The sequence below is a fragment of the Acidovorax sp. ACV02 genome (genome assembly GCF_014851475.1).
Classification (GTDB): domain Bacteria; phylum Pseudomonadota; class Gammaproteobacteria; order Burkholderiales; family Burkholderiaceae_C; genus Acidovorax; species Acidovorax delafieldii.
The window spans coordinates 135,721-150,862 of the sequence record NZ_JACUZU010000009.1 but is presented as its reverse complement, the minus strand read 5'-3'; the positions used below and the strand labels follow the sequence as shown (position 1 = coordinate 150,862).

Sequence of the window (15,142 nt, the reverse complement as noted above, 5' to 3'; positions counted from 1 at the left end):
AACCAATCCCGCCCCGCCCGCTCCCATACTGCACCATGCCTTCACGCCTGTTCCACCGCCTTGCAGCCACTCTCTTTCTTATAGCTGCCAGCGCTTTATGGACTGGCGCTAGCGCCCAATTGGGCACCAAAACCAGCGGACAGGGCACCAGCGTGGTCACCACGCCCTATGTGCGGGCCGAGCTGCTGGCCCATGCGCCCCAAGGCGTGGCGCCCGGCCAGCCGCTGTGGCTGGGCCTCTCGATCACCCACCAGCCCGAGTGGCACACCTACTGGAAGAACCCTGGCGACTCCGGCCTGCCCACCGACCTTGCGTGGACGCTGCCCGCCGGTCTGGATGCGGGCGAGATTGCCTGGCCCCTGCCCAAGAAGATCCCCATCGGCACGTTGGCCAACTATGGCTATGAAGGCACGGTGCTGCTGCCCGTGCCCGTCACCGTGGCCAGCACCTATGCCCCCAGCCCGCTGGCCAAGGACGCGACCATCAAGCTGCGCGCCTCGTGGCTGGTGTGCCGCAAGGAGTGCATTCCCGAAGAAGGTGAATTCACGCTGCAGCTGCCCATCCAGAGCACCACGGCACTGAGCAGTGCTGCCTTTGAGGCGGCCGCCAAGGCCCATCCCCGCGCCGTGGTGGCAGGCACCAACGGCATCGTGCCCGACAGCCAGGCGCAGATTGCGGACGGCAACCTGCTGAACGTCAGCGTGCAGGGCCTGCCCGTGGCGCTGCGTGGCAAGACGCTGGACCTGTTCCCCGAAACCGCCGAGGTCATCGACAACGCCGCCAGCTGGAAGCAGAGCTGGAACGGCAGCGTCTGGACCGCGCAGATCCCCCTGTCGGCCCAGCGCAGCGCCAGCCCCAGCCTGATGCCCGTGGTGCTGGCCGAGCAGGCGGCCCCGGGCCACGGCACCGGCCCCGACACCCGCACCGGCTACCGCGCCGAACTGAAGGTGCTGGGCACCTGGCCGCAGGGCGCATCGGTGGCCAGCGTGTCGCCCGCGCTGGAGGCCGCGCTCAAAGCCAATGCGGCGCAGGCAGGCGGCGCAGCAACGCCCGCCGCAGCCTCCGGCGCCTCGTCCCTTACCCTCACGGCCGCGCTGCTGGGCGCCTTGCTCGGGGGCCTCATCCTCAACCTCATGCCCTGCGTGTTCCCGGTGCTGGCGATCAAGGTGGTGGGCTTTACCCAGCACGCGCAAGACCGGCGTGCGCACCGCGTCAGCGGCATCGCCTACACAGCGGGCGTGGTGCTGTCGTTCATCGCCCTGGGCGCGCTCATGCTGGGCCTGCGCGCGGCGGGCGAGGCGGTGGGTTGGGGCTTTCAGCTGCAGTCGCCCGCCGTGGTGGCATCGCTGGCGGCACTGTTCACGCTGATCGCGCTGAACCTGGCGGGCGTGTTCGAGTTCGGGCATTTCCTGCCCTCCTCGGTGGCCAGCCTGCAGGCACGCCACCCGGTGGCCGACAGTTTTCTCACTGGCGTGCTGGCCGTGGCCGTGGCCTCGCCGTGCACGGCGCCGTTCATGGGCGCGTCCCTGGGCCTGACCGCCACGCTGCCCGCACCGCAGGCGCTGGCCGTGTTCGCAGCACTGGGCCTGGGGCTGGCGCTGCCGTACCTGGCGGCCAGCTTTGTGCCCGCCGTGGCGCGCGCCCTGCCGCGCCCCGGCGCGTGGATGGACACCTTCCGCAAGCTCATGGCCTTCCCCATGCTGGCCACCGTGGTCTGGCTGGTGTGGGTGCTGGGCCAGCAAAGCGGCATCGACGGCGCGGGTGCGCTGCTGATCCTGCTGGTGGGCCTGTCGCTGGTGGTGTGGGCCCTGTCGCTGGCCGGGCGGGCGCGGGTGTGGATGGCCACAGTGTCCATCGCGGCCATGGCCTTGCTGGTCTGGGCCTTTGCGCCGCACGTCACCAACATGCCTGCCGCGCAGGCGGCCACGTCGTCCCCGCAGGTCTCCGCCACCGGCTGGCAGCCCTGGGCACCCGGCGCGGCCGAGCAGATCGTGGCCGGTGGCCGCCCCGTGTTTGTGGACTTCACCGCCGCCTGGTGCGTGACTTGCCAATACAACAAGAAGACCACGTTGGCGGATACCAACGTGGTCGCCGACCTGCAAACCAAGAACGTGGCCCTGCTGCGCGCCGACTGGACGCGCCGCGACCCTGCCATCACCGCCGCCCTGGCGTCGCTGGGCCGCAGCGGCGTGCCGGTGTACGTGTTCTACCGCCCCGGCAAGCCGCCGGTGGTGCTGACCGAGGTGCTCAGCGTGGACGAGGTGCGCGCCACCATCGCCCAGCTGTAGCCCTCCCCGCTTTCGACCACCCGCCAACCCTTCAGGAGACCCCGCCATGAAGCTGCTTCGCCGTACGTTGATCGCCACCGCCGCCCTGGTTGCCCTGGGCGCCCAGGCCGCCGCCACCGTGGGCCTGCCCGCGCCCGACTTCATGCTCAAGGACACCAACGGAAAAACCGTGCGCCTGTCGGACTTCAAGGGCAAACACGTGGTGCTGGAGTGGACCAACCCCGGCTGCCCCCTAGAGCCTGTTTCAAGTCTTTTTGGAGTCGCACAAGCGCCTTGCCGGGATGGGGTGCAAGGCGCGGTGCGCGGCCAATAGCTCGGCTATTGGCAAGCGCCGCAACGCCGCAGACCGCCCGGCAAGGCACTTGCCCGAAGGGTTGGAGTGAAATCGGGCGATTGGACGCCCCGGCTGCTTGCATGGGCACGAGCCCATGCGGCGCACCCGGAGCATCCACTCATCCCGATTGCACTCCAATGCGATCTCCCAAAAGACTTGAAACAGGCTCTTGGTCCGCAAACACTACGACAGCGGCAACATGCCCGCCACACAGAAGGACGCCACCAGCCAAGGCGTGGTGTGGCTGTCCATCAACTCCACCGAAAGAGCCAGCAGCGACTACCTAGAGCCCGCCAAGCTGATGGCCTGGAAGCAGGAGCGCAAGGCCGCCCCCACCGCCGTGCTGATGGACGAGGAAGGCACCGTGGGCAAGAGCTACGGCGCCCGCACCACGCCGCACCTGTACATCGTCAACCCGCAGGGCCAATTGATCTACGCGGGCGGCATTGACAGCATCCCCTCGGCCCGCCCGGCCGACATCGAAAGGGCCACCAACTATGTGAAGGTGGGGCTGGCCGAGGCGCTGGCGGGCAAGCCGATCTCGGCGGCGACGACGGCGCCGTATGGGTGCAGCATCAAGTACAAGTCGCCGGCCTGACCGGCTGCGGTGACGCTGGTCCACGGTCCCGGGGCATGCGTACACTGTTTGCATGCTCCACACCCCCGACACCATCAGCACCCTGCGCCACCTGCTCACCGCCTGCCGCACCATTGCGGTGGTGGGCCTTTCGCCGCAGTGGCACCGCCCAAGCTACTTTGCCGCCAAGTACATGCAGGCGCATGGCTACCGCATCGTGCCGGTCAACCCGCTGGTGGCGCGTGAGGGCGGGCAGATTTTGGGCGAGGCGGCCTACGCCAGCGTGACCGAGGCGGCCGCCGCGCTGGCAGCGCAAGGCCAGAAGATCGACATGGTGGACTGCTTTCGCAAGAGTGAGGACATCCCGCCACTGGCCGACGAAGCCGTCGCCATCGGCGCAAAGTGCCTGTGGCTGCAGCTGGGCGTGTTCAACGAGGCCGCCGGCCTGCGCGCGGAGGCGGCGGGCCTGCAGGTCATTCAAAACCGCTGCGTGAAGATCGAACACGCGCGTCTGTTTGGCGGCCTGGGCTGGATGGGCGTGAACACGCGCGTGATCAGCGCCAAGCGCTTGCGGCAGCTGCCTTACTAGCAAATTGATAGCTGCCAGCGCATATTGCACTATCGCTTGCGGCCGATTTCTTTCAAATTCCTTCACCCAACCCCCTGCGCAGCACTGCAGGCTGCGCCACCGCCATGACCGAGCCCACATCCAACGGTGCCGACCGCCACTTCGGCTTTGGCACCCGCGCCATCCACGCCGGTGCCCAGCCCGACCCGGTGACCGGCGCGCGCGCCACGCCCATCCACCAGACGACCAGCTTTGTGTTCGACAACGCCGAACACGCGAGCAGCCTGTTCAACCTGCAGACCTTTGGCAACGTCTACAGCCGCATCAGCAACCCCACGGTGGCGGTGTTGGAGGAGCGCATCGCCAGCCTCGAAAACGGCCGCGCGGCCCTGGCCTGCGCCAGCGGCATGGCCGCGCAGATGGCGGCGCTGCTGGCCATCCTCAAAACCGGCGACCACATCGTGGCGGCCAGCACGCTGTATGGCGGCACGGTGGGGCAGCTGGGTGTGGGCTTTTCGCGTCTGGGTATTGAGACCACATTCGTGGACCCGGCCGACCCCGAGAACTTTGCGCGTGCGGTGCGGCCCAACACCCGTGCGTTCTATGGCGAGACCATCGGCAACCCGCTGGTCAACGTGCTCGACATCGCCGCCGTGGCCGAGGTGGCGCATGCGCATGGCGTGCCGCTCATCATCGACAACACGGTGGCCAGCCCCTACCTGTGCAACCCCTTGCAGCTGGGCGCCGACATCGTGGTGCACAGCGCCACCAAGTACATCGGCGGCCACGGCACGACCATGGGTGGTGTGGTGGTGGAGGGGGGCAAGTTTCCTTGGGACAACGGCAAATTCCCCGAGATGGTGGAGCCCAGCCGCGCGTACCACGGCGTGAAGTTCTACGAGACCTTTGGCGACTTTGGCTACACCATGAAGGCGCGCATGGAAGTCAACCGCACCTTTGGCGGCGTGCTCTCGCCCATGAACGCGTGGCAGCTGCTGCAGGGCGCCGAAACCCTGCACCTGCGCATGCGCGAGCACTGCCGCAATGCGCTGGCCGTGGCGAAGTTTCTGCAGAGCCACCCGCAGGTGGCGTGGGTCAACTACCCCGGTCTGGCGGATTCGCCGTATTTCGATCTGGCGCAAAAGCAGTTCCGCGCGGTGGATGGCGCGCCGGGCGCCTCAGGCATCCTCACGTTTGGCGTGAAGGGCGGCGCAGCCGCCGGCGAGAAGTTCATCGACGCCTGCGAGTTCCTGAGTCACCTCGCCAACATCGGCGACGCGAAGACACTGGTGATCCACCCCGCATCGACCACGCATCGCCAGCTGAACGAAGAGGAACTGGCCCGCGCGGGCGTGAGCGCGGACATGGTGCGGCTGTCGGTGGGGATTGAAGACCTGGACGACATCCTGTGGGACATCGACCAGGCGCTGGGGCGCGCAGCGGGCTGATCGCCCTGCGGACTACACGGGGCTGACCGGCGCGCCCAACCGCTGCGACAAACTCCGGGCCGCCTCGCGCAGATGCTGCGCCGCCGGGCTGGCGGGCCCGGTCTGCAGCGTGGCGCTGGGACCGATCACGGCGATGCACAGCACCAGCTGCCCGAAGCCATCAAACACCGGCGTGGCCAGCGCGCTGATGCCGGGCAGGAGCTGGTCGGTCACCTCGCTGATCTGGTGCTGGCGCACAGCCTCCAGTTCGGCCGCAAAGGCGGTCTCGTCCAAAGCGCCCGCAAACCCTTCGGCCGCCAGCGCAGCCGCTGCCCGCTCTCGCGGGCCGAAGGCCGCAAACACCTTGCCCGTGGCCGTGTGCCGCACCGAGGCCGTGGTGCCGTGGCGCATGGCCACATACACGGCGGTGGGACCCTCTTCCACACGAATGATGGTGGGGCCGTTGTCGCCCCAGACCGAGGCCGACACGGTGTAGCCGATGCGCTGGGCCAGCGCGGGCAGCTCGGCAATGGCCAGGCGCACCGGGTCCACCTGCTGCAGGCTGATCAGGCCCAGCTGCATGGCCAAGGGGCCCAGGCCGTAGTGGCCGCTCACGGCGTCCTGCTCGATCAGGCCCAGCTTGCCAAAGCTCACCAGGTAGGGGTGGGCCTTGGCGGCCGTCATGTCCGCCGCGCGGGCCAGGTCCTTGAGCGCCATGCGCCGGCCGGTGCGCGCCAGCACCTTCAGCAGCTGGCCGCCCACCTCCACGCTCTGGATGCCGCGCGGGCTGCGGGGCGTGTCTTCGTCGTCGGCGGGGGGCAGGTCGGGGGTCGTCATGGGCATGGGGCGATTGTCCACGCAGCACAGCATCCACACGCCCTTCGGGTTTACACCTAAACAAATGCGTTAGACATGAACGAATTTCTTGCCTAACATCAACGCATTCCGTTTAGATAAACGCATTCACTATTAACAAATCACCACCATGAGCACCGTCAAAACCTTTGCCTCCGCCGCCGACCTCGAAGTGAAGAAGGTGAGCTTCGACAAGCTCTCCGACCACGCCTATGCCTACACGGCCGAGGGCGACCCCAACACCGGCATCATCATTGGCGACGACGCAGTGATGGTCATCGACACCCAGGCCACGCCCGTGATGGCGCAGGACGTGATCCGCCGCATCCGCGAGGTGACGGACAAGCCCATCCAATACGTGCTGCTCTCCCACTACCACGCGGTGCGCGTGCTGGGGGCCAGCGCCTACGGCGCCGAGCACATCATTGCCAGCGAGGACACGCGCGACCTGATCGTGGAGCGCGGCCAGTTCGACAAGGACAGCGAGATCGGCCGCTTTCCGCGCCTGTTCCAGAACGTGGAGAGCGTGCCGGACGGCCTGACCTGGCCGACCATGACCTTCAACAAGAAGATGACCCTGTGGCTGGGCAAGCTGGAGGTGCAGATCCTGCAACTGGGCCGGGGCCACACCAAGGGCGACACGGTGGCCTGGCTGCCGCAGGAAAAGATCCTGTTCAGCGGCGACCTGGTGGAGTTCGACGCCACGCCGTATGCGGGCGACGCGTATTTCCAGGACTGGCCGCAGACCCTGGACAACATCGCGGCGCTGAAGCCCGAGAAGCTGGTGCCCGGCCGGGGCGCCGCGCTGCAGACGCCCGATCAGGTGCAGGCGGGCCTGGCGGGCACGCGCGCCTTCATCAGCGACCTGTACGAGAGCGTGAAGGCCAGTGCGGCCAAGGGCGAAGACCTGCGCAAGGTCTACGAGGCCACGTTTGCCCAACTGCAGCCCAAGTACGGCCACTGGGTCATCTTCAACCACTGCATGCCGTTTGACGTGACCCGTGCGTACGACGAGGCCACGCAATACCCCGACCCACGCATCTGGACCGCTGAACGCGACATTCAAATGTGGAAAGCCCTGGAAGGCTGAACCGCCGAGGCTGGAGGAGACAAAAAATGAACCCCAGAGACATTCCCCGCGAGGCCTTCCACGCCAGTGGCGCCGAGGTGCAGGCCATCGACTTCGGCTACGTGCGCTCGCCCGACCAGGACCGCGCCACGCCCGCACAGCACCCCATCGTGGTCATCGGCGCAGGCCCTGTGGGCCTGTCGCTCGCCATTGACCTGGCCCAGCGCGGGCAGCGTGTGGTGGTGCTGGACAACGACCACAAGCTCTCCATCGGCTCGCGCGCCATCTGCTTTGCCAAGCGCACGCTGGAGATCTGGGACCGCCTGGGCGTGGGCCAGCGCATGGTGGACAAGGGCGTGTCGTGGAACCTGGGCAAGGTGTTCCTCAAAGACGAGCAGCTGTATGAATTCAATCTGCTGCCCGAAGAAGGCCACGAGCGCCCCGCCTTCATCAACCTGCAGCAGTACTACGCCGAGGCCTACCTGGTGGAGCGTGCGCTGCAGCTGCCGGGCATCGACATCCGCTGGCACAACAAGGTCACTGCCGTGCAAAGCCGCGCGGACGGCGCGCTGCTGAGCATCGACACGCCCGAGGGCGCTTACCAGATGGATGCGCAATGGCTGGTGGCCTGCGACGGCGCACGCTCGCCCACGCGGCAGATGCTGGGACTGGAGAGCAAGGGGCGCATTTTTCAGGACCGCTTCCTGATCGCCGACGTGAAGCTGGCGGATAAGGCGAACTTCCCGACCGAGCGCTGGTTCTGGTTCGACCCACCCTTTCATCCCAACCAGAGCGTGCTGCTGCACCGCCAGCCCGACAACGTCTGGCGCATCGACTTCCAGCTGGGCTGGGACGCCGACCCCGAAGAAGAAAAGAAGCCCGAAAACATCATCCCGCGCGTGAAGGCGCTGCTGGGTGCGGATGCACAGTTTGAGCTGGACTGGGCCAGCGTCTACACCTTTGCCTGCCTGCGCATGGACCAGTTCGTGCACGGCCGCGTCGTCTTCGCGGGCGACAGCGCCCACGGCGTTTCGCCCTTTGGCGCACGGGGCGCCAACAGCGGCGTGCAGGACGCGGAGAACCTGGCCTGGAAGCTCGATTGGGTGCTCCAGGGCCGCGCCAGCCCAGCGCTGGTGAGCACCTATGGCCCCGAGCGTGAATACGCGGCCGATGAGAACCTGTGCAACTCCACCCGCGCCACCGACTTCATCACGCCCAAGAGCGAGGTGAGCCGCCTGTTCCGCGACGCGGCGCTGCACCTGGCGCGCGAGCATGCGTTTGCAAGGCGTATCGTCAACAGCGGGCGCCTGTCGGTGCCGGCCACGTTGCACCAGTCGCCACTGAACACGCCGGATACCGATCACTTCGCAGGCACCCAGGTGCCCGGTGCCGTGCTGCTGGATGCACCGTTGACGAAACAGGGCCAGCCCACCTGGCTGCTGCGCGAGCTGGGTCCGGACTTCACGCTGCTGGTGTTTGGCCCGGCCCCGGCATGGGCCCATGACCTGCCCGGCGTGAAGGTGCTGCAGATCGGCATCGACGTGATCGACCACCAAGCGCTGGCCGCCCAGCGGCTGGATGCGCTGCCGCGCACCGTGTACCTGGTGCGGCCCGACCAGCACGTGTGCGCGCGCTGGCGCACGCCCACCGAAGCAGCGGTGCGCAGCGCCCTGGCGCGTGCCACGGCCGCAGCCGTCTGACCAGGAAGACGACAAGGAACATGCCCATGCTGAACACCCAACCGAACCTGCAGGCCTGCGACGACTTCTATGAAGCGCTGATTGCAGCGCACCAGGGCCTGTCCACGCCCGAGAGCCACGCCATGAACGCACGCCTGGTGCTGCTGCTGGCCAACCACATCGGCGAGCAGGCCACGCTGCAGCACGCGCTGCAACTGGCGCGCGGCAGTACCGTGCCCACGGCCGACCGGCGCACCACCCCGGCCATCACGCCCGTGGTGCCCACCCACGCGGTGGCGGCCTAGCCCGCACCTTTTCACCTGGCACTTCAGCACCGCGCAGACGGTGCGGGGTCCGACCCGCCTTGAACTTTGACCACTACGGAGACAACACCACCATGCAGCGCAAACATTTCCTCGCCACCCTTGCGGGCCTGGCACTGGCCAACACCCTGCCCCTGGCCCACGCCCAGGATTCCAAGCCACTCGAATGGGTGGTGGGCTACGCGGCGGGCGGCGGCTCGGACATCGTGGCGCGCACGATTGCCGAGTCGATGTCGGCCACGCTGGGCCGCACCATCATCATCAACAACAAACCCGGCGCGGGCACCAACATTGCCGCCGAGTACAGCGCCCGCCACAAGGACTACGGCAACCTGATGTTCTCGGCCGACTTCGCCACACTGGCGGCCAATCCGTTCTTGTTCAGCAAACTGAGCTACAACGCCGAGAAGGACTTCCAGCCTGTGGGCCTGCTGGTTCGGTTCCCGATGTTCCTGGTGGTGTCCAACAACGTGCCCGCCAAGAACCTCAAGGAGTTCATGGCCTGGGCCAAGGGCCAGGCCGATGGCGTGAACTGGGCATCCGCCGGGCCGGGCAGCCCGCACCATCTGGTGGGCGAACTGTTCCGCGAGCAAAGCGGTCTCAAGCTCACGCATGTGCCTTATCGCGGCGCAGCGCCGGCCATCCAGGATGTGATTGGCGGTCAGGTGCCCGCGATGTGGATCGACAGCGCCACGGTGTACCCGTTCCTCGCGGGCAACAAGGTGCGCGCCATTGGTGTGGCCAGCCCGCAGCGCGTGACCACCATGCCCGATGTGCCCACGATTTCCGAGCAGGGCCTGCAAGGGTTTGAAGGTTTTGCGTGGCAAGGCCTGGTGGTACCCACCGGCGCGCCGGCCGATGTAGTGGCGAACTTCAGCAAGGCACTGCAGACCGCCCTGGCCGACACGCGCACCAAGGCGCGCCTGCAGGCCCTGGGTGTGGAGCCCATGCCCGGCACTGCGGCGCAGATGGGCAGCTTTGCGCGGGCGGAGCGCGAGAAGTGGGGCCGCGTCATCACCAAGGTGGGCGTCAAGCTGGATTGATCCCCCTGAGCGGCTGCGCCGCTTCCCCCTCAGGGGGACGCCACCAGTGGCCTGGCGAAGCCAGTTCCACGGTGGCACTGGCGATGGCCGCGCGCCAGTTTCGCCGCCTGTGGACTCTAGGCTCTGCCGAGCCTCGCGCTTCGAAAAGTAGGCAGCGCCGATTCGCGCGTTACGCAGCGGCTGATCGGCAGCGCGCCAGCCGCCGTTTGCGGTGCAGGGCGGGGGCCAGCCACAGCAGCTGCACGGTGGCGTAGCCCAGTGCTGCGAGCAGCAGTCCCAGGGTGGGCAGGCCGATCAGCAGTGGAGTGCCCAGCGCCTGCATCCAGGTGCCCAGGGCCTGCACCGTGAACTCACCCCCAGGCGCCACGCTGCTCCAGGCGGGCAGCGTCTGCGCGCCGGGCATCACCAGCGCCCCGAGGTAGAAGGCCATGACATACAGCGGCACCGTGGTGAGCGGGTTGGTATAGAAGGTGGCCACGCCCCCAGCCACCACGTTGCCGCGCAGCCAGGCGCACACCAGCAGCGTGCCCGGGATCTGCAGCGGCCCGGGGATCAGGCCGCAGAACATGCCCGCCGCCACCCCGCGCGCCAGCGGCTGGCGCTGGAAGCGGAACAGCGCGCGCCGCTCCAGCCAGGGCTGGAACTGCGCGAGCCAGCTGCGGTCCAGCAGCTGGCGGGCCCGGGGTTCCAGCGCGCGCAGCCAGCGGCGCAAGCGACACAGCGGCTGCATCATGCGACGAAGGCTACCGCAGTGCCGGCGCCCCACAAGGCGGTGAGGCCCACCAGCAGGTTCACGTCGCGCGGCTCGTTCTCAGCGTGGTAGGCCATGGCAGTGGCCCCTACCAGGCCCAACAACATGCACAGCATCACCGATTCGATCAGATCCATGGCTCAAGTCTCCGGGTTCGGCAGCGATCAGGCCTTGGGGGGCAGTGCGGGTGGGGCACCCTTGGCGGCCTCGCCCGAATTGCGCAGCGACAGGAAGATCGACCCGGCGATCAGCGTGGCCGTGACCAGCAACGCATAGCCAATCGGGATCTTCACGAAGTCGATGAGCAACATCTTGCCGCCGATGAAGACCAGGACCAGTGCCAGGCCGTAGGCCAGCAGGTGGAAACGGTCGGCCAGGTCTGCCAGCAGGAAGTACAGCGCACGCAGACCCAGGATGGCAAAGATGTTGGCCGTGAGCACGATGAACGGGTCGCTGGTGATCGCGAAGATCGCCGGGATGCTGTCCACCGCAAAGATGATGTCGGTCGTGCCGATCAGGATCAGCACCACGAACAGCGGGGTGTAGTGCTTGACGCCGTTGATCATGGTCGAGAGCTTTTCGCCGTCGAACTGGTCGGTGATGCGGATGCGCTTTTTCAGGAACTTGAGCACCGGGTTGGTGGCAATGTCAGGCTCCTGCCCGGCGGCAAACCACATCTTCACGCCCGTGACGACCAGGAACGCACCGAACACATACAGCAGCCAGTGGAAGGTGGCCAGCAGCCAGGCACCTGCCAGGATTAGCAGCGTGCGCAGCACGATGGCGCCGATGATGCCGATGATGAGCGCGCGCTTTTGGTACTGCGGCGGCACGGCAAAGTAGCTGAACAGCATCAGGAAGACGAAGATGTTGTCCACCGACAGGCTCTTCTCCACCAGGTAGCCGGTGATGAACTGCATGGACACCGTGTTGGCGATCTCGCGACCCTGGCTGCTGTCCAGGTACCACCACAGAATGGCTACGAACACAAAGGCGAGCGAGAACCACAACAGGCTCCAGCGCGCGGCCTCGCCCATGGTGACCTTGTGCGCGCCCTGGCGCTCCATGACCAGCAGGTCCACGCCTATGGCGATGACCACGAAGACGGCAAATCCCGCCCACATCCACCACGTTCCGATTGTTTCCATCGAGTTTCTCCAAAGATGCCCTCACACGCCCAGCCACGCCGGACGCCCAAGCCCCGGACTGTAGGGGCTGGGGTACTTCTTTAAAACCTGTGATCACAGTAGTATTGGTTCGGTTTTTACGAACCAAACACTTTTTTAACGGCCCCACCGCAAAGAGATCATGAGCCAGAGCTTCAACTACCGCCATCTTTTCTACTTCTGGGTGGTGGCCAAGGAGGGCGGCATCGCCCGCGCCGCCGAGCGGCTGGACATGGCCGTGCAGACCATCAGCGCCCAGGTGCGCGAGCTGGAAAAGTCGCTGGGCGTGAGCCTGCTGCGCACCGAGGGCCGCAACCTGGTGCTGACCGATGCGGGTGTGGCCGCGCTGCATGAGGCCGACCACATCTTTGCGCTGGGCGAGCAGCTGCCCGTGCGCGTGCGCGAAGCCGCCAGCGGCCAGACGCTGCGGCTGAACCTGGGCATCTCCGACGGCATTGCCAAGCTGGCCGTGCACCGGCTGCTGACGCCCGTGCTGGACGAGCCGCACCTGCGCCTGCTGTGCCATGAGGGCGAGTTCCAGCCCCTGCTGGGCGAGCTGGCGCTGCACAAGCTCGATGCCGTGCTGGCCGACCGCGCCGCGCCGCCCAACCCGGCCCTGCGCACCACCAGCCAGCTGCTGGGCACGAGCGCCATTGCCTGGTATGCGCCCCCGCTGTGGGCCGAGGCGGCGGCCAACAACTTCCCGCACAGCCTGGCTGTAGTGCCCGTGCTGCTGCCCACCGACCACGCCGCGATGCGCGCACGCATCGACCACTGGCTGGAGCGCGAGCGCATCCGCCCGCGCATTGCCGGGGAGTTTGAAGACAGCGCCCTCTTGAGCACCTTTGCCGCCACCGGCATGGGCGTGATGCCCGCGCCGGTCTCGCTGGGCGAGCACCTGGCCCAGACCCACGGGCTGGTGCAGGTGGGTACCGCACCCGACGTGCAGGAGCAGTTCCACCTGATCTACAGCGCCCGCAAGGTGATGCACCCGCTGCTCACGCGGCTGCTGGAGGCGGGCCAGGGCGGAATGCTATTGAATTAATAGCTACCAGCACATACCGATCTAGCGCTTGGGGCCCAAAAGACGCAAAAAGCTGGCGCAATGCCCTCGCAGGCCCCGTCAGTCGCGCCCTGCCCGCTCGATGTGTTGCGCCGCCGATGCCGGGTCGGAAAAGCACAGTTCGTGGCTGCCCGGGCACTCCACCAGGCGGTACAAGCCCAGCCGCTCCGACAGGCGCGGGTGCCACGGCAGGCTGTGGGGTAGCGCGGTGTCCTGCTGCGCGTTGAGGTAGCTCTTGCCCACCTCCAGCGCGGCCAGCGGCACGGGCAGCTGCGCCGGTTCGGTGAAGGTGCGATAGGGGTGGGGATTGAGCAGCGCATAGGTGCTTTGCGCCAGGGCCTCGTCGGCATCGTTGATGAAGGCCTCGCGCCAGATGGGGTACGGCAGCATCACGGCATTGCCGTTGCTGGCTGCCACCTGGTCGAACAGCGCGCGGTAGTGGGGCGGCACCAGGTCATTCAGGCATTCGCCAGGCTGCGGCACAAAGGCGTTCCAGTACACCAGGCGGCGGATGCGCCCGGGCAAGCGCGCGGGCATGTGGCTGATGACCATGCCGCCGTAGCTGTGGCCCACCAGCCGCACGTCGGTCAGGCCCTGGCTGTCCATGAAGGCCGCCAGCGAATCCACCGCGTCGGCGAGACCCGTGGCAGCGCGGTCGTCGCCGGGGCGGTTGCCCGCGAGCGTGGGGCAATGCACCGTGTGGCCGCGCGCGCGCAGGTGGGTGGCGGTGGCTTCCATCTCGGCACCGGTGTGCCAGGCGCCATGGACCAGGACATAGGTATCCGGCATGTGTGTCTCCTTCGGGTTGTGTTGCAGGACCGGGCAATCCGCCCTGCCGCTACCTTAGAAACACCCGGTGGCACGGAATGGCCTGCGCGTGCCAGCCGGCTGTGCAGGGTGTGCCAAAAGCTTCACCGCCGTGTAGCGCGGCAGGGCGAAGCAACAACGACGCGGATGATTGGGAGACGGAATCAGCCGCCGCGCCGCCACTGCGCGGGCGACACGCCCATGGCGCGCTGAAAGGCGCGTGCGAAATGCGAAGGGTCCGCAAAGCCGCAGCGCCGCCCGATCTCGCCCACGGCCACATGGGCCAGCTGGGGGCGGCGCAGCAGCTCGCCTGCACGCGCCAGGCGCAGTTGGCGCAACGTGCCCGCAAAGGTGTGGCCCTGTGCCGCAAACGCCCGGTGCAGGGTGCGCAGCGACACACCCGCCTCCTGCGCCAGCGCCGGGGCCGAGAGGCCCGGCTGGTCAATGCGCGCACGCAGCAGCGCACACAGATGGGCGTGCAGGCTGCGCGCCGCCGTGGGTGCCGGTGGCTGGGGCGGCTCCAGCGCAGCGCACAACAGCGCCCCCAGGTGGTCGGACAGCAATGCTGGCGGCAGGGCCTGCGCCGGGGCCGGGTCACGTGCCAGTTGCACGGCCAGCGCCCCCAGGCTCTGGCCCCAGCCCTGGTCGCGCCAGGCCACGCGCGGGCCGGGCGCCTCGGCCTGCTGCAGCCACTGGCCCACCCAGGCGCGCGGCAGCTGCAGCGACACGCAGTGCACACCTTCGGGAAAGTGCAGTTCGTAAGGCCGGGCCGAATCCAGCAGCACCACATCGCCCGGGCGCAGGTGGGCCACATGGCCATCCTGGCGCACATGCCAGGCGGTCTCGGCCTGGCCGATCAGGTAGAAGGGCAGCTGGCGGCTGCGCGCAATGCCGGCGGGTGTGCGAAACACATCCTGGGTGGAGGCCCGCACGCGGTTGATGGACAGCGTCTCCACCGGCAGGCTTTGCAGTTCCCCGCCAAACAGCGGCGCCTCACGGGAGCTGCAGTCCATCTCCAGAAACGCCTCGCAGATCGCGCCCACCCAGTAGTCCAGGCGCGCGGGCGGCGCCACCACGTCGGTGGTCCACTGGCGCAGAGCAGCGGGGGACGAAGGCGCGGGAGCGGCGGGCATGGGGCCCAATCTACCGGCAAGCGGGCCGGGCAGGCAACAGGGCAAGCCCGCCCAACCAC

Annotated in this window: 14 protein-coding genes and 2 pseudogenes; 10 read left to right on the top strand and 6 right to left on the bottom strand. The window is 67.7% G+C overall.

All coding sequences use genetic code 11. The annotated features are described in order from the left end of the window. Positions 1-35 precede the first annotated feature (35 nt). From IB236_RS20925 to IB236_RS20905, 5 genes and pseudogenes are all read left to right on the top strand, one after another. The gene (locus IB236_RS20925) at positions 36-2,288 is read left to right on the top strand and encodes a protein-disulfide reductase DsbD (RefSeq protein WP_192422090.1); all 2,253 of its coding nucleotides are present in this window, start codon (positions 36-38) and stop codon (positions 2,286-2,288) included. A 46-nt stretch (positions 2,289-2,334) separates the two neighbouring features. Continuing rightward, positions 2,335-2,520, top strand: a pseudogene (locus IB236_RS20920) (peroxiredoxin family protein); the annotation flags it as partial. A 271-nt stretch (positions 2,521-2,791) separates the two neighbouring features. Continuing rightward, positions 2,792-3,220: pseudogene (locus IB236_RS20915) on the top strand (thioredoxin family protein); the annotation flags it as partial. 52 nt (positions 3,221-3,272) lie between these two features. Continuing rightward, positions 3,273-3,788 carry a CoA-binding protein gene (locus IB236_RS20910; RefSeq protein ID WP_192422088.1) on the top strand — a complete coding sequence of 172 codons (516 nt, stop codon included), beginning with the start codon at positions 3,273-3,275 and terminating at the stop codon, positions 3,786-3,788. A 104-nt stretch (positions 3,789-3,892) separates the two neighbouring features. After that, entirely contained in the window at positions 3,893-5,215 is a 1,323-nt protein-coding gene (locus tag IB236_RS20905; RefSeq protein WP_192422086.1) for an O-acetylhomoserine aminocarboxypropyltransferase/cysteine synthase family protein, read from the top strand. Positions 5,216-5,227: 12 nt separating this feature from the next. On the opposite strand, the gene IB236_RS20900 is transcribed toward IB236_RS20905, so the two are convergent. Next, positions 5,228-6,037 (bottom strand): IclR family transcriptional regulator, encoded by an 810-nt coding sequence (locus IB236_RS20900; RefSeq protein ID WP_192422084.1) that lies wholly within the window; start codon positions 6,035-6,037, stop codon positions 5,228-5,230. A 142-nt stretch (positions 6,038-6,179) separates the two neighbouring features. Between IB236_RS20900 and IB236_RS20895 the strand changes: the two genes are divergently transcribed. From IB236_RS20895 to IB236_RS20880, 4 genes are all read left to right on the top strand, one after another. Continuing rightward, entirely contained in the window at positions 6,180-7,139 is a 960-nt protein-coding gene (locus IB236_RS20895) for an MBL fold metallo-hydrolase (protein WP_192422083.1), read from the top strand. A 26-nt stretch (positions 7,140-7,165) separates the two neighbouring features. Further along, positions 7,166-8,818, top strand: coding sequence for an FAD-dependent oxidoreductase (locus tag IB236_RS20890; protein ID WP_192422081.1), 1,653 nt, complete (start codon positions 7,166-7,168; stop codon positions 8,816-8,818). Positions 8,819-8,844: 26 nt separating this feature from the next. Then, on the top strand, positions 8,845-9,102 hold the full coding sequence (locus tag IB236_RS20885; RefSeq protein WP_192422079.1) for a DUF2783 domain-containing protein: 258 nt from the start codon (positions 8,845-8,847) through the stop codon (positions 9,100-9,102). A gap of 92 nt (positions 9,103-9,194) precedes the next feature. Then, a complete protein-coding gene (locus IB236_RS20880) occupies positions 9,195-10,163 on the top strand; it encodes a tripartite tricarboxylate transporter substrate binding protein (RefSeq protein WP_192422076.1) in 969 nt (322 codons plus the stop codon). Positions 10,164-10,332: 169 nt separating this feature from the next. Here IB236_RS20880 and IB236_RS20875 read toward each other — a convergent pair whose 3' ends face one another. From IB236_RS20875 to IB236_RS20865, 3 genes are read right to left on the bottom strand one after another with little or no spacing between them, the layout of a single operon-like run. Then, positions 10,333-10,896 carry a DUF2062 domain-containing protein gene (locus IB236_RS20875; protein ID WP_192422074.1) on the bottom strand — a complete coding sequence of 188 codons (564 nt, stop codon included), beginning with the start codon at positions 10,894-10,896 and terminating at the stop codon, positions 10,333-10,335. Further along, complete coding sequence (locus tag IB236_RS20870; RefSeq protein WP_165836520.1) at positions 10,893-11,051, bottom strand: hypothetical protein; 159 nt, start codon at positions 11,049-11,051, stop codon at positions 10,893-10,895. Before IB236_RS20870 ends, IB236_RS20875 begins: the two co-directional genes overlap by 4 nt. Before the next feature lie 27 nt (positions 11,052-11,078). After that, positions 11,079-12,062, bottom strand: a complete 984-nt coding sequence (locus tag IB236_RS20865; RefSeq protein WP_099729149.1) for a TerC family protein — start codon at positions 12,060-12,062, stop codon at positions 11,079-11,081. A 160-nt stretch (positions 12,063-12,222) separates the two neighbouring features. Between IB236_RS20865 and IB236_RS20860 the strand changes: the two genes are divergently transcribed. Next, a complete protein-coding gene (locus IB236_RS20860) occupies positions 12,223-13,125 on the top strand; it encodes a LysR family transcriptional regulator (RefSeq protein ID WP_192422072.1) in 903 nt (300 codons plus the stop codon). Positions 13,126-13,203: 78 nt separating this feature from the next. Here the strand turns inward: IB236_RS20860 and IB236_RS20855 are convergent, their stop codons facing one another. Together IB236_RS20855 and IB236_RS20850 are read right to left on the bottom strand one after the other, a co-directional pair. Beyond that, on the bottom strand, positions 13,204-13,932 hold the full coding sequence (locus IB236_RS20855) for an alpha/beta fold hydrolase (RefSeq protein WP_192422071.1): 729 nt from the start codon (positions 13,930-13,932) through the stop codon (positions 13,204-13,206). A 182-nt stretch (positions 13,933-14,114) separates the two neighbouring features. Beyond that, positions 14,115-15,083, bottom strand: coding sequence for a helix-turn-helix domain-containing protein (locus IB236_RS20850; RefSeq protein ID WP_192422069.1), 969 nt, complete (start codon positions 15,081-15,083; stop codon positions 14,115-14,117). Positions 15,084-15,142: the final 59 nt, after the last annotated feature.

What these genes read in the sequence shown, in the direction of transcription:
- IB236_RS20925 (WP_192422090.1), top strand. Translation starts at nt 36, where the DNA reads ATGCCTTCACGCCTGTTCCACCGCCTTGCAGCCACTCTCTTTCTTATA.
- IB236_RS20910 (WP_192422088.1), top strand. Translation starts at nt 3,273, where the DNA reads ATGCTCCACACCCCCGACACCATCAGCACCCTGCGCCACCTGCTCACC.
- IB236_RS20905 (WP_192422086.1), top strand. Translation starts at nt 3,893, where the DNA reads ATGACCGAGCCCACATCCAACGGTGCCGACCGCCACTTCGGCTTTGGC.
- IB236_RS20900 (WP_192422084.1), bottom strand. Translation starts at nt 6,037, where the DNA reads ATGCCCATGACGACCCCCGACCTGCCCCCCGCCGACGACGAAGACACG.
- IB236_RS20895 (WP_192422083.1), top strand. Translation starts at nt 6,180, where the DNA reads ATGAGCACCGTCAAAACCTTTGCCTCCGCCGCCGACCTCGAAGTGAAG.
- IB236_RS20890 (WP_192422081.1), top strand. Translation starts at nt 7,166, where the DNA reads ATGAACCCCAGAGACATTCCCCGCGAGGCCTTCCACGCCAGTGGCGCC.
- IB236_RS20885 (WP_192422079.1), top strand. Translation starts at nt 8,845, where the DNA reads ATGCTGAACACCCAACCGAACCTGCAGGCCTGCGACGACTTCTATGAA.
- IB236_RS20880 (WP_192422076.1), top strand. Translation starts at nt 9,195, where the DNA reads ATGCAGCGCAAACATTTCCTCGCCACCCTTGCGGGCCTGGCACTGGCC.
- IB236_RS20875 (WP_192422074.1), bottom strand. Translation starts at nt 10,896, where the DNA reads ATGATGCAGCCGCTGTGTCGCTTGCGCCGCTGGCTGCGCGCGCTGGAA.
- IB236_RS20870 (WP_165836520.1), bottom strand. Translation starts at nt 11,051, where the DNA reads ATGGATCTGATCGAATCGGTGATGCTGTGCATGTTGTTGGGCCTGGTA.
- IB236_RS20865 (WP_099729149.1), bottom strand. Translation starts at nt 12,062, where the DNA reads ATGGAAACAATCGGAACGTGGTGGATGTGGGCGGGATTTGCCGTCTTC.
- IB236_RS20860 (WP_192422072.1), top strand. Translation starts at nt 12,223, where the DNA reads ATGAGCCAGAGCTTCAACTACCGCCATCTTTTCTACTTCTGGGTGGTG.
- IB236_RS20855 (WP_192422071.1), bottom strand. Translation starts at nt 13,932, where the DNA reads ATGCCGGATACCTATGTCCTGGTCCATGGCGCCTGGCACACCGGTGCC.
- IB236_RS20850 (WP_192422069.1), bottom strand. Translation starts at nt 15,083, where the DNA reads ATGCCCGCCGCTCCCGCGCCTTCGTCCCCCGCTGCTCTGCGCCAGTGG.